The sequence below is a fragment of the Croceicoccus estronivorus genome (assembly GCF_001625325.1).
GTDB classification, from domain to species: domain Bacteria; phylum Pseudomonadota; class Alphaproteobacteria; order Sphingomonadales; family Sphingomonadaceae; genus Caenibius; species Caenibius estronivorus.
Genome location: NZ_JRQQ01000002.1, coordinates 481,991 through 494,808, shown reverse-complemented (window position 1 = coordinate 494,808; position 12,818 = coordinate 481,991). Strand labels below are relative to the sequence as shown.

The window sequence follows — 12,818 nt, the reverse complement described above, 5'->3', positions numbered from 1 at the left end:
TTAACCGATGAAGTCGATGGAAGAGATGCTCAAGGCGGCCCAACAGGCGGCCGAGACTATCCAGAAGCAGATGAACGATGCGCAGGCCAAGCTGGATGCGCTGGAAGTGGAAGGTGTGTCGGGCGGCGGTCTTGTCAAAATCCGTTGCAGTGCCAAGGGCCGGGTTCTGGGCGTGTCGATCGACGACAGCCTGATCGTGCCCGATGACAAGCAAGTGCTCGAAGATCTGGTGACAGCGGCCTTCAACGATGCGCGGACCAAGGCCGATCAGATCGCCAACGAGGAAATGGGCCGTATGCAACAAGGGCTCGGCCTGCCGCCGGGATTCAATTTCCCCGGATTGGGGTAATCCGGCGGCCTCGCGGTGAGGCGCAATCCAGAAAATAAATAGGGAGAGGATGCCAATGGAAGACCTCATCAGGTCATACTATGCTGCCTATAACTCGGTGGATTCGGATCGTCTGTCGCAATTGCTCGACCCCCAGGTTGAACTGGTTTCGGCAATGGGCACGCAGTTTGGTCGGGACGCATACCTTGCGACGTACCAGTTCATGACCGATCAATTCATCGATGTCATGGAGCCGCAGGAAATTGCGGTTGAGGGCAACTCCGCTACCGTGAAAATTCGAGACAGCCTCACTGCCAAGGCGGATATCGCGGATTTCTTGGGCCAGCCCATTCCCAAGGGTCAGGAGATGGTTCTAAATCTGACCGGCCATTATACAGCCGAGAATGGCAAGATCGTCCGGATCGAGATCGTGCCGCAAGCCTAGGTCGTTTGCATTTCGCATGAGCCATTGGCTCGGCGCAGGGGGTAGCTGTGACCGATTGGACGGCTGCCCCCCTTATGTTTTGCGGCTTGCGGAAACAAGTATTCGAAGATGAATGCGGCGGGTGGGATAGTCAGGCGTTCAGCTTGAAGTTTTCGCGAAACCGTTTTCCTACTTCAATGAAAAATGCTTTGAAAACAGGCATGGAACGGCCACTTTTCACCCGCTCTGGAGTAGCTGCATTGCCGCTGGCGGAAGGGAGGAATTGTTATCGTCAGAACCCTGTCAACTTTGTCACTTTTGCCTCTTGGTGCAGTGGTCCCGACGGAATTGAGGGTATCCGGCATCCCGGTTCGGGACAGCTTGAAATAGTTTCTTTTCTGAGCGCTTTCGATCCCTATTTGCCCACGCGTACCCGTGCCCCTTCGAAACAGAGGTTGGAATGAAATTGATTCGTCGCTCCCGTGCGGCCTTGTTGTTTGCCGCCGCCATGTTCGTGACACCGGCTCACGCTGACACCCCTTCGGGCATCAATGCGCTGAGCGAATGGAACCTGATCGTGCTGGGCGACCTCGTTTCCAGCTCGGAAGTCGAAGGGCGCACGTTCGTCGGCGGCGATCTCTCGGGTAACTCGTCGAACTATAACATCGCGCAGGTCGCGCCTTCCCCCAGTGCGCAGCCGGGCCTTACCGTGGTCGGCAATGTCACGGGCGGGACCAAGAACCTGAATAACGGTTCGGGCGCGATCATTGGCGGGAATGTCGATAGCGGCTTCAATCTCAATGGCGATCCCCAGACCGTTCTGGTCGGTGGTTCATTGTCCCACACCAACATCAATCAGAATACCGTCACGACCGGTCTTGCCGCGTCGGACCCCGCGTTTGCGCAGGGATTGCAGCAGGACAAGAGCCTGCTGACGACCAGCATGAACAACCTGTCATATGAAATGAGCACGCTTTCCGCGAACAGTCAGATGGAGATTTCCGGAAATCGCGGCACTTTCAATGCACAGCCTGGCAGCGATGGCATGGCCGTGTTCAATATCACGTCTGACCAGCTCAACAGCATCGGCGAGATTCAGTTCAATCTCAACGGCGCGGAAACGGTCGTCGTGAACGTCAGCGGCACGTCGATCAATCTCAATGACAACTTTCTGGGCGGTACCAACAATCTCGGCGAAAAGGTCATCTGGAATTTCCCCGATGCCGAAGATCTGACTTTGACCACGGCCTGGGGGGGCAGTGTGCTTGCGCCCAAGGCCGATGCGCATACCTATAATTACATCCAGGGATCAGGTGTGTTTGGCAACCTGAACCAGGACGGCGAAATGCATGTTGGGACTTATGGTGGCGGTTATGTTCCGCCTTCGACCCCGCCTTCCGGGTCCAGCGGAGGCAGCAGTTCCGGGGGCTCTCCCGTCCCTGAACCTGGCGTTCTCGGCCTGATGGCGATTGCATTGGGCGGGCTGTATATCGGGTATCGCCGCCGCAGGCGCGCGGCCTGATTTCACCATCTTCCGGCAGGGGCGAAGTCTGCACCTGCCGGAAACAAGTTCCGGACGATGTCACATCGTTAAGCCCGAAATTTGCCTGTTACAGGCCCTCCCATCCACAGATGAGGGCCAGAAGGCCATTGCGCGCCATCCATAGGCTCCCCATATTCGGTTCAACTCAAGGGAATTCCTCCCTGCACGTCTCAAAGACGTCCTTGAATCTGGAATTGTGAGCTTATGAATCTCTACCCCCTCCTGCCTTTGCGCGACATTGTCGTCTTCCCCGGTATGGTCGTCCCCCTCTTCGTCGGGCGCGAGAAATCCGTGGCTGCGTTGGAAGAGGTGATGGCGGGCGACAAGGAAATCTTCCTGGCGGCCCAGCTCGATCCGGGCTGTGACGATCCGGCCGACGACGATCTCTACGATGTCGGCGTGGTTGCCCAGGTTCTGCAACTGCTCAAGCTGCCCGATGGCACGGTTCGCGTGCTGGTCGAAGGGCACAGCCGCGCGAAGCTCGCCTCCATGCGGGAGGAGAAGGGCTTTGTCGTCGCTCAGGTCGAATTGCTGGACACCGAAACGGCGGAAGGCACGGAAGTGTCGGCCATGATGCGCAGCGTCGTCGAACAATTTGGCGAATATGCGAAGCTGAACAAAAAACTGCCGGAGGATCTTGGCGAGCAACTGGCCGAGATCGACGACCCTGCACGGTTGGCCGATACGATTGCGGCGAATCTGAGCGCAAAAGTTTCGGACAAGCAGGCACTCCTGACGGAGCGTGATCCGTTCAAGCGGCTCGAAATGGTCTATTCCTTCATGGAAGGCGAGCTTTCGGTCCTGCAAGTGGAACGTAAGATCCGTGGTCGCGTGAAACGGCAGATGGAGAAGACCCAGCGCGAATATTATCTCAACGAACAGTTGAAGGCGATTCAGTCGGAACTGGGCGGCGGCGATGACAGCGAAGCCGACGAAGTGGCCGAGCTGCAGGAAAAGATCGACACGCTCAAGCTGTCGAAGGAAGCCAAGGCCAAAGCAACGGCGGAACTCAAGAAGCTGAAGACCATGCAACCGATGAGTGCGGAGGCTACAGTCATCCGCAACTATCTCGACGTTTTGCTTGGCCTCCCGTGGGGTAAGAAGAGCCGGCTGAAAAAGGATATCGCCAAGGCTCAGGCCATTCTCGATGAAGATCACTACGCGCTCGACAAGGTCAAGGAACGGATCGTGGAGTATCTCGCGGTTCAGGCGCGCACCAATAAACTGAAAGGGCCGATTCTGTGCCTCGTCGGTCCGCCGGGCGTCGGCAAGACCAGCCTGGGCAAGTCCATCGCCAAGGCGACGGGCCGTGAATTCGTGCGCCAATCGCTAGGCGGTGTGCGGGACGAGGCCGAAATCCGTGGACACCGGCGGACCTATATCGGTTCGCTGCCGGGCAAGATTATTTCCAATCTGCGTAAAGCAGGTACGTCAAACCCGCTTTTCCTGCTCGATGAAATCGACAAGCTCGGCCAGGATTTCCGGGGTGATCCGGCATCGGCACTGCTTGAGGTGCTGGACCCGGAACAGAACGCCAAGTTCCAGGATCACTATCTGGAACTGGATTACGATCTTTCCGACATCATGTTCGTTACCACTGCGAACAGCCTCAACCTGCCGCAGCCGCTGCTCGACCGCATGGAGATCATTCGGCTGGAAGGCTACACCGAGGATGAAAAGGTCGAGATTGCCCAGCGGCACCTCGTACCCAAGCAAGTGAAGCAGCACGGGCTTCGCAAGGGTGAATTCACTCTCACGGAGGAAGGTCTGCGCGATCTGATCCGTTACTACACGCGCGAAGCGGGCGTACGGACGCTGGAACGCGAAATTGCGCGGCTGGCGCGCAAGGTGTTGCGCAAGATCCTGGAAAAGGAAGCGACGAGCATCACGATTACGCCGGAAAACCTTGGCGATTATGCCGGGGTGCGCAAGTTCAAGCATGGCATGTCCGAAGAGGAGGCCCAGGTCGGGGCCGTGACCGGTCTGGCCTGGACGGAGGTCGGCGGTGAACTGCTGACCATCGAAAGCGTTACGACGCCGGGTAAAGGTGAAATCCGGAGCACGGGCAAGCTGGGCGAGGTCATGAATGAATCGATTCAGACCGCTTTCAGCTTCGTGAAGGCGCGTGCACCTGCTTATGGGATCAAGCCTTCGCTGTTTCAGCGCAAGAATATCCATATTCACCTTCCCGAAGGTGCGGTGCCGAAGGATGGGCCAAGTGCCGGTGTGGGCATGGTAACGTCCATCGTTTCGACCCTGACCGGCATTGCGGTGCGGCCCGACGTTGCCATGACAGGTGAAGTCACCTTGCGCGGACGGGTCCTTGCAATCGGTGGGCTGAAGGAAAAGCTGCTGGCGGCATTGCGCGGTGGAATCAAGACAGTGTTGATCCCGGAAGAAAACGTGAAGGACCTCGTCGAAATTCCCGACAATGTGAAGCAAGGGCTGGAAATCATCCCGGTGGCGCATGTCGACGAAGTGCTCAAGCGGGCTTTGACGGATGCGTTGGTTGCGATTGAGTGGACGGAAGACGACGATTTGGCGAGCCAGCCGGGCCACCCGGCCCCGGGTGGGCCAGCCTCGCAAACGGCTCACTGATTCTGCTGCAACGCAGCGACTCGGGACCTGGCTGCGGGGACCTTCGGGTTTCCGCAGCGCAACATGCGTCCTTTACGTAAACGGTTCGTCGAAAATGGCAGGCGAATCGGTTGAAAACCGCACTTTTGCGCCGTTATTGCCTTTGACAGAGAGCCGAAAACCCGCTCAAGTCGCGCACCGTTGGAGAGGCAATTCAACGACTACGAATTTTCTCTAGGTAGGGGGTTTAAAAGACCATGAACAAAAACGATCTGATCAGCGCCGTTGCCGATTCCAGCGGCCTTTCCCGTGGCGATGCGACCAAGGCTGTTGAGGGTGTCTTCGATTCGATCACCTCGGCGCTGGCGAAGGGCGATGAAGTCCGTCTGGTCGGTTTCGGAACCTTCTCGACCGCAAAGCGCAAGGCCTCGACCGGCCGCAACCCGCGCACGGGTGAAGCGATGACGATCAAGGCATCGACCCAGCCGAAGTTCAAGGCCGGCAAGGGCCTGAAGGATGCGGTCAACTAAGACTGAAACCTGACAGGCCGTTATGCCTCGCGGCCAGTCGATGAAAAAGCCGCGTGCAGCATTTGCTGCACGCGGCTTTTCAGTTTGATACCCAGCTTACGCTGCGACTTGTCTATTGTTCAGCGATCCATCTGGATCAGCGCCATAGGCGGCGCAGAACTTCTGCTGCTGACGTTCCATTCCAACTTTTTCCCGTTGGCATCAGCCTGGGGGCCTTCGTCAGTGTTGTTGGCCAATATCGCGGCATCTGTCGTCAATGTGAACGTTCCTGCCATTTCAGGAAACTTGGGGCCATCTTTGCCCTTGTTCGCGGCGGACATTCCCTGGCCCATCGCCATCAATTTAAGCGGGTCTGCCCCCGAACTTCCGAAAGCCGGGGCATCTACTCTCACACTTCCATCTTCGCGCAGTGACAGCGCAACGAAGGGATTGGTATTGGCGACCTGTTCCATCGTCGGAAAAGCGAAGTCGTAACCCAGTGTGCCACTGACCGCGAAATCGACCTCGAACAGCCCGTTTTCCTTGTAAGTTACGCGACGCCAGCCTGCCTGACGCTGGAGCTTGGCAGCGAACTTCTCTGCGGCTGCTGGATCGGACGGATCTATTCCGCCAAGGAAAGCACGCATTTCCTCTGCTTCACGCTTGCGTTTTGCCGCGCGTTCATCGGCGCCATCGGCCCATTCCTTGCGCTGTTCCGCGAGTTCAGTGGCAGTGCAGTCGCGCTCTTCACCTGTATCGCCATCATAGCAGGATGCGGGTGAGAATACGTCGTTCTTGTCTTCGCCCAGCTTGCTGAACGCGAGCATGAATATCTCGCCCTGATAAGTGAACGAGAACTGGCCGTTCTTGCGAATGTCGAGCGTTGAAGTGAAATGCCCTGGCGTAATGAAACAGGCAGAAAGCAGAGCAGCCAATCCGCAGGCGAGCAGGACATAGATCGATCTGTGAAAGAACGTGGCGGGCGTTGCACTCATGAGTCGTCTTCCCTCGTGGCCACGGCATAAAGGGCAATTGCCGCAGCGTTTGAGACATTGAGGCTCTCCATGGCCTCGCTAATCGGCAAGCGAGCAAGTGCATCGCAATGTTGAGCGATGTTATGCCGCATCCCTTCGCCCTCTGCACCGAGCACCAGAGCAATCGGCCCTGTCGGCAGTGCCTGTGCGAGTGTCGCTTCCGCTTCGCCAGCAAGGCCGATTCTCCAATAGCCGGCTTCGGCCATCTGTTCCAAAGCACGAGCGAGGTTAACAACCCGGACCCATGGAACAATTTCGAGCGCACCCGAGGCGGATTTGGCCAGTGCGCCCGATTCGGGTGGTGCATGGCGATCCTGCGTTACAATGGCGCCGGCATTGAAAGCTGCGGCAGAGCGCAGGATGGCTCCGACATTGTGAGGGTCCGTCACCTGATCGAGTACTATGATCGGTTGCGCCGGATCGGAATCAAGTACCTCATCGAGGTGAATTTCCGGCAGCGGATCGCATTCAAGAACCAGGCCCTGATGTGGCGCATCACGCGCGACGAGGCGGGCCAAGTCCTGCGCTTGAGCGTATTCTACAATGAAATCGGGCGGCAATTCCCCACATAGGGAATCGATGCCTTCGCGCGTGGCCCACAGCTTGCGATGCTGTCGCACCGGATTCATCAATGCTGCCTCGACGGCATGCCGACCCCACAAGCGGACGCTACCTTTGCTTGCGCGGCCGGAACCTCGTCCGCCTTGCATTCGGCCGGCGCGCCCGCGCAGCGCGCGTTTGGAACCGCTATTGCTCATCTGAACTCCCTGTTCGTAAACTTTAAGCCGCCTCCTGCCAGCCCCCCCATTGACAGGCAAGCGCGGCTTCGCCATTGGGGCGCCTCTCGGTCGGAGAGCCCCTTTTTGGGGTGCACCAAGATCGCGGGTTTGCCCGCAGCCGACGCTGGTGTGGACAGGTGGCCGAGTGGTTAAAGGCAGCAGACTGTAAATCTGCCCGTGCAAGCGTACGCTGGTTCGAATCCAGCCCTGTCCACCACCATCCTCTTCCAGTTTCTGATCCGCTGGCTTTGTGGCTTGAGGATGCGGCATGGCATCTTGCAGGGCCTTTTTGGCACCATGCCGGTGACGCAGAATGCCAGGAGCTGTTCAGGCAGTGGCGGGAATCGCGTCGGTGGCCGGAGAGGTAACTGCTTGCCTGTCCCACCATTTGAAAATCAGATCGGTCAATTTCCAGATTGCAGCCACAGCAATGACGGAAACGAGGCCGTCAACTGCGTAGTGGTAGGCAAGATGGACAGAGCCGATCCATATCAAGACAAAGAAGGCCAGAAAGAAGCGGCCCGCCCATTTGGAGACGTGGCGAACGGCCAGATAGGAGAGAAAGGCGAGGGCGACATGCATCGAAGGCATGGCCGTGATCCCGGCACCATGACCGGGTCCCTCGGCGGTGTAGATGTCGAGCAGGGCTTTCTGAACATCCAGCACGAGAACCGGATAAACCTGATTGGCGTGGTTGAGGTATGCCATTTGCTCCGCGAAATGCCCGTTGCCGGTCAAAGGCTGCAGGAAACACGGCCCAACCGATGAAAACGCAGTGGCGAGGCCGAAGCCCACGATTGTCCAGACAGACAGATAGGCCATCAGATAGCGCCTGCGAATACGGTCCGCATGGTGGCTGAACAGCATCAATAATGCGAAAGGAAAGACGAGCAGGAACCACGCGTGATAAATGACGGAGAGGCCGGATGTGATGATCGGATAGCCGAGCAGAGGCTGCATCAATCGCCAAGGGTCGTCTCCGAACAGGATCGCGTCCCAGCGAATGAACTGTGCGTCCCATGCGTAGGGGTTCAGCACCGGGATCATCGGTTTCAAGACTGCAAACAGTGGTAGAAACAGGCTCAGGATCATGAAGGAAGGCATGCGCCCCGCGATCCAGCTTCTCATGTCAGGGGAAGTATAACGCTTGGACAAGAAGCTGAGAGGGCTGTGTGGGCGGACGATTGATAAAATGATCACCGTCTCGACTGCCAGCGCAAACCCGATAGCCTTGGGGTAGAGATCGAGATTTGCGATGAGTGTCGACGAGGTGAATGCCGATCCTTCGCGTGCGACCAATATGGCGCTGATGAGCGCGATCAGCGAAAATAGCGCGAATATGGGTAGATCGTCGCGAATCTGCCGCCGCCAACCGCCTGTGGCAGTTTGATCGGCTGCACCTGTCGCAGCAGTTTGTTCGATCCGCAGGGCCATGATGTCATGCTAGGCCGAAGGGGTGAGAAATTTCTTAACCATGGTGGCGATCGGCAAAAAGTGCCGTCGGCAATTTCCCATGATGAAATGACAGGGCTCATCGCGCGTTGGGACTTGTTCCCATGCCGATGCAATCCTACAGGATGTCTATGCCCGGTGAGCTGTCAGATAACAAAGGTCGGGGTGAGGCGGCGTGGCATTGGCCCGCCATTCACCCTGAAGGTCGCAAATTTGCCATGATTTGCGGTGCGTTGTGCATCGCGGCGGCATTTTTCGCCTGGGAGACGATCGCCTGGCCTTTGGCCGGGCTCACGCTGGGTATTCTGGCATTCTTCCGTGATCCGGAACGAATCGTGCCGCAAGATCCCGGCCTGGTGATTTCGCCGGCGGATGGGTTGGTTAGCTTGATCCAGCAAGTCGAACCGCCGCGGGAGCTGCAGGTCGACGATGGCACGGGGGCACCAGGGCTTGGCAGCGGCCCGGTGACGCGCATCTCCATTTTCATGAGCGTTTTCGACGTCCACATCAATCGCGCGCCGGTAAGCGGCACAGTGCGGCGGCTGATTTATATTCCGGGGAAATTCCTCAATGCAGATCTTGATAAGGCGAGCGAGGAAAATGAACGCCAGCATATCCTGATCGAGCGCAGCGACGGTTTACCCATCGCGTTCACCCAGATCGCAGGGCTGGTCGCGCGGCGAATCGTTCCGTTCGTGAAGCCGGGGGATATTCTCGCCGCCGGGCAGCGTGTGGGGTTGATCCGGTTTGGTAGCCGTGTGGATGTGTACTTGCCACAGGGCACGGACTCCAAAGTAGTGCTGGGTCAAAAGGTGATTGCGGGTGAAACGGTGCTCGCGGAACTCGGAAAGCAGTGCCATATTGAGGGCCTTGCCCAATGAAGGGGCCAGCGTGAACGATGAAGGGCAGCCGTATCGGCTGACGAGATTGCCGCGCGGACTGACTTTGCGCGCGCTCGTGCCGAATGCAATCACAGTGGCGGCCCTGTGTTCCGGTCTGACAGGTATCCGGTTCGGCATTGTCGGCAACTGGGAGAAGGCAGTGATTGCCGTGATCCTGGCCGGACTGCTCGATGGCATTGATGGACGCATCGCCCGCCTGTTGCGTGCGCAGTCTCGTTTCGGTGCGGAACTCGACAGTTTGGCCGATTCATTGTCCTTTGGAATGGCCCCGGCGCTGATACTGTTCCTGTGGTCGCTACAGGATCTTCCTCGGTTCGGCTGGTTTGCCGCGTTGGGGCTGGCGATTTGCTGTGCTTTGCGCCTGGCGCGTTTCAATGCGCAGATTGATGTGCAGGAACAGCCGCATAAATCCGCCGGCTTCCTGACCGGTGTTCCTGCCCCCGTGGGGGCTGGCCTTGCGCTGCTGCCTCTTTATCTCTGGTTGGCTAGTGGAAGGGACGAATTCCGTGAACCGGTTGCAGTTGCCATCTGGGTAGCGGTGATCGCTTTTCTGATGATTTCGAATCTCGCAACACTGAGTTGGACCTCGCTGCGTCCGCGCCGTAACATCCGTTTGGAAATGCTGGCTTTGGCCGGGCTCATCTTTGCGGCATTGCTGACCGAGCCTTGGTGGACACTGGCGGTTCTCTGCGCGGGTTATCTCGTACTGATGCCTTACGGGGTATTCAGTTATGCGAAGATCAGGCGGCAGCGCGCAGCCCGCATGGCTGCGGCGCTGACTGACGGGGCGTCCGCACAGGCGGATTGACGATCCGCAGCCTGGGGCGGGGCGTAATCGGCTCCAAATCTTCGAGTTTGACAAAGACATGTTGCTGCATCGTGCAACTGGCCAGTGCATGCCGTATCTCACGGTAGGCTATGCCAGCGTGCCATAACGACGTCGCAGTAACGAATAGGGCGATGACCGTTGCAACGGTGAACAATGCGGTAACGGCAATTTCGATCATTGTTCTTCCTCTTTGTTTGAGTCCCGGGAAACTTGAATGCCTGTGGATCACTTGTGGAAAACTATGATCCGGGATATTTGTTCTCGTCCGTTTCGGATGAGAACAATGTTCATGGTTTGTTCTCATCGTCAAGCGCTAATTGCGTCTGGGCGCGTATTTTGCGCTCTACAGGGACTGGATATTACCGGCAAATGTCGCTAAGGGGCCCGCGCTCCCATGCAAAAGGTCCGGCTGTCGGGCCTTGGGGTGGGACAAATCCACATGGAAAGCGCACATACCGGTGCCGCCGCGGAAAAAAGGGGTTTCGACCCCGCCCGCACGGTTCCAGCTTTCCAGAGGTTGAACCGGAAAGGAATTGATTATGGCGGTACCTACCGTCACCATGCAGCAATTGATCGAGGCCGGCGCGCACTTCGGCCACCAGACCCACCGCTGGAACCCGCGGATGAAGCCATACATCTTTGGCGCCCGCAATGGTGTTCACATCATCGATTTGTCGCAGACCGTGCCGCTCTTCGGCCGTGCGCTCGAATTCGTTTCTGCCACAGTGCAGGCTGGCGGCAAGGTGCTCTTCGTTGGTACGAAGCGTCAGGCGCAAGAGCCGATTGCCCAGGCCGCTCGTTCTTGTGGGCAGCACTTTGTCAACCATCGCTGGCTGGGCGGTATGCTGACCAACTGGAAGACGATTTCCCAGTCGATCAAGCGCCTCAAGAGCCTTGAGGAAAAGCTGTCGGGTGATACGGCTGGCCTGACCAAGAAAGAAGTTCTTCAGATGACGCGCGAGCGGGACAAGCTCGAGCTGTCGCTTGGCGGTATTCGTGACATGGGCGGCATTCCTGACGTGATGTTCGTCATCGACGCGAACAAGGAAGAGCTGGCAATCAAGGAAGCCAACGTTCTTGGTATTCCAGTGGTTGCGGTTCTGGATTCGAACGTCGATCCGTCGGGTATCGCTTTCCCGGTTCCGGGTAACGACGATGCGAGCCGCGCGGTTCGTCTCTATTGCGAGACTATTGCTCAGGCAGCCCAGAAGGGCGGGCAGGAAGCGCTTGTCGATTCGGGTGCGGATATCGGCGAATTGGCCGAACCCCCGGCTGAAGACGTGGCTTCGGCCGAAGCGTAATCGAACTGGCATAATTGCCGGATAACGCGCCAGGCCGTTCCGACGGCCTGGCGCCGGATATTTAACGAGGTATTGAAATGGCTGCTTACACTGCCGCTGACGTCAAGAATCTGCGCGAGCGCACTGGCGCTGGCATGATGGACTGCAAAAAGGCGCTGGATGAATCCAACGGTGATCTGGAAGCCGCAGTCGACGCATTGCGCGCGAAGGGGCTGGCCGCCGCACAGAAAAAGTCCAGCCGTACGGCGGCTGAAGGTCTGGTTGGCGTTGCCGTCGAAGGTACCAGGGGCGTCGCGGTCGAAGTGAACTCCGAAACGGATTTCGTTGCCAAGAATGACCAGTTCCAGGATTTCGTCCGGAAGACCACTCAGGTCGCACTTGGTCAGGGATCGGATGACGTCGAAGCCCTCAAGGCTGCTGCTTATCCGGATGGCGGCACCGTTGCGGACAAGCTGACGAACAATGTCGCGACCATTGGCGAAAACCAGCAGGTGCGCCGGATGAAGACCGTGACTGTCGCTCAGGGCGTGATCGTGCCTTACATGCACAACGCAGCAGCCGACAACCTCGGCAAGATCGGTGTGCTGGTGGCCCTGGAAAGCGATGCTGCTGCTGATGTTCTCGAGCCGCTGGGCAAGCAGTTGGCTATGCACATCGCCGCTGCCTTCCCGCAGGCTCTCAATGCTGAAGAACTCGATTCGGCAGTGATTGAGCGCGAGCGTGCGATTGCCCGGGAAAAGGCCGCCGAGAGTGGCAAGCCCGAGAACGTTCAGGAAAAGATGGTCGAGGGTGCAGTGGCGAAGTTCGCCAAGGAAAATGCGCTGCTCAGCCAGATTTTCGTGATGGACAACAAGACGCCTGTCGCTCAGGTCGTCGAGAAGGCGGGCAAGGATGCCGGCACCAAGATCGTGTTGAAGGACTACGTCCGGTTCCAGCTTGGTGAAGGCATTGAAAAGGAAGAGAGTGATTTCGCCGCTGAAGTCGCTGCCGCTGTCGCAGGCTGATTTTCCTTAGCGAAAATGAATTTCCCCGCGTGGCAACAGGTCACGCGGGGATTTTTGTGCCCGAAAACCGCTTTCCGCGCCCCTTGGCACCGCGACCGGGGGCTCTATAAGGGCGACGCCCGTTGCCCGGAGAGAG

General features: G+C 57.9%; 13 protein-coding genes and 1 tRNA gene. 11 read left to right on the top strand and 3 right to left on the bottom strand.

Features of this window, described 5'->3' with window-relative positions; all coding sequences use genetic code 11:
• Positions 1-7 precede the first annotated feature (7 nt).
• The 6 genes from MB02_RS05600 (at position 8) to MB02_RS05580 (ending at position 5,402) form a co-directional block, all read left to right on the top strand.
• Positions 8-349: a YbaB/EbfC family nucleoid-associated protein gene (locus MB02_RS05600; protein WP_067533687.1), complete on the top strand. Its 342-nt coding sequence runs from the start codon at positions 8-10 to the stop codon at positions 347-349.
• Between the two features lie 55 nt (positions 350-404).
• A complete protein-coding gene (locus MB02_RS05595) occupies positions 405-773 on the top strand; it encodes a nuclear transport factor 2 family protein (protein ID WP_235829431.1) in 369 nt (122 codons plus the stop codon).
• A 47-nt stretch (positions 774-820) separates the two neighbouring features.
• Entirely contained in the window at positions 821-1,216 is a 396-nt protein-coding gene (locus MB02_RS17625) for a hypothetical protein (RefSeq protein ID WP_156495426.1), read from the top strand.
• On the top strand, positions 1,213-2,274 hold the full coding sequence (locus MB02_RS05590) for a choice-of-anchor A family protein (protein WP_067533681.1): 1,062 nt from the start codon (positions 1,213-1,215) through the stop codon (positions 2,272-2,274). Before MB02_RS17625 ends, MB02_RS05590 begins: the two co-directional genes overlap by 4 nt.
• A 225-nt stretch (positions 2,275-2,499) precedes the next feature.
• Positions 2,500-4,893 carry an endopeptidase La gene (lon, locus tag MB02_RS05585; RefSeq protein WP_067533677.1) on the top strand — a complete coding sequence of 798 codons (2,394 nt, stop codon included), beginning with the start codon at positions 2,500-2,502 and terminating at the stop codon, positions 4,891-4,893.
• Between the two features lie 236 nt (positions 4,894-5,129).
• Positions 5,130-5,402 carry an HU family DNA-binding protein gene (locus MB02_RS05580; protein WP_067533674.1) on the top strand — a complete coding sequence of 91 codons (273 nt, stop codon included), beginning with the start codon at positions 5,130-5,132 and terminating at the stop codon, positions 5,400-5,402.
• A 119-nt stretch (positions 5,403-5,521) separates the two neighbouring features.
• Here the strand turns inward: MB02_RS05580 and MB02_RS05575 are convergent, their stop codons facing one another.
• A complete protein-coding gene (locus tag MB02_RS05575; protein ID WP_082825979.1) occupies positions 5,522-6,376 on the bottom strand; it encodes a hypothetical protein in 855 nt (284 codons plus the stop codon).
• The gene (rlmB, locus tag MB02_RS05570; RefSeq protein ID WP_067534194.1) at positions 6,373-7,173 is read right to left on the bottom strand and encodes a 23S rRNA (guanosine(2251)-2'-O)-methyltransferase RlmB; all 801 of its coding nucleotides are present in this window, start codon (positions 7,171-7,173) and stop codon (positions 6,373-6,375) included. Before rlmB ends, MB02_RS05575 begins: the two co-directional genes overlap by 4 nt.
• A 152-nt stretch (positions 7,174-7,325) precedes the next feature.
• Between rlmB and MB02_RS05565 the strand changes: the two genes are divergently transcribed.
• Positions 7,326-7,411: transfer RNA gene (locus tag MB02_RS05565), tRNA-Tyr, on the top strand.
• A 110-nt stretch (positions 7,412-7,521) separates the two neighbouring features.
• On the opposite strand, the gene MB02_RS05560 is transcribed toward MB02_RS05565, so the two are convergent.
• Positions 7,522-8,628, bottom strand: coding sequence for a phosphatase PAP2 family protein (locus MB02_RS05560; protein ID WP_067533671.1), 1,107 nt, complete (start codon positions 8,626-8,628; stop codon positions 7,522-7,524).
• 149 nt (positions 8,629-8,777) lie between these two features.
• Here MB02_RS05560 and MB02_RS05555 point away from each other — a divergent pair, with 149 nt between their 5' ends.
• The 4 genes from MB02_RS05555 (at position 8,778) to tsf (ending at position 12,682) form a co-directional block, all read left to right on the top strand.
• A complete protein-coding gene (locus MB02_RS05555; RefSeq protein WP_067533668.1) occupies positions 8,778-9,527 on the top strand; it encodes a phosphatidylserine decarboxylase in 750 nt (249 codons plus the stop codon).
• A gap of 10 nt (positions 9,528-9,537) precedes the next feature.
• A complete protein-coding gene (locus MB02_RS05550) occupies positions 9,538-10,356 on the top strand; it encodes a CDP-alcohol phosphatidyltransferase family protein (protein WP_082826010.1) in 819 nt (272 codons plus the stop codon).
• Between the two features lie 560 nt (positions 10,357-10,916).
• Positions 10,917-11,678: a 30S ribosomal protein S2 gene (gene rpsB / locus MB02_RS05545; RefSeq protein WP_067533665.1), complete on the top strand. Its 762-nt coding sequence runs from the start codon at positions 10,917-10,919 to the stop codon at positions 11,676-11,678.
• Positions 11,679-11,755: 77 nt separating this feature from the next.
• Positions 11,756-12,682, top strand: a complete 927-nt coding sequence (gene tsf, locus MB02_RS05540; RefSeq protein ID WP_067533662.1) for a translation elongation factor Ts — start codon at positions 11,756-11,758, stop codon at positions 12,680-12,682.
• The last annotated feature ends 136 nt before the right edge of the window (positions 12,683-12,818 follow it).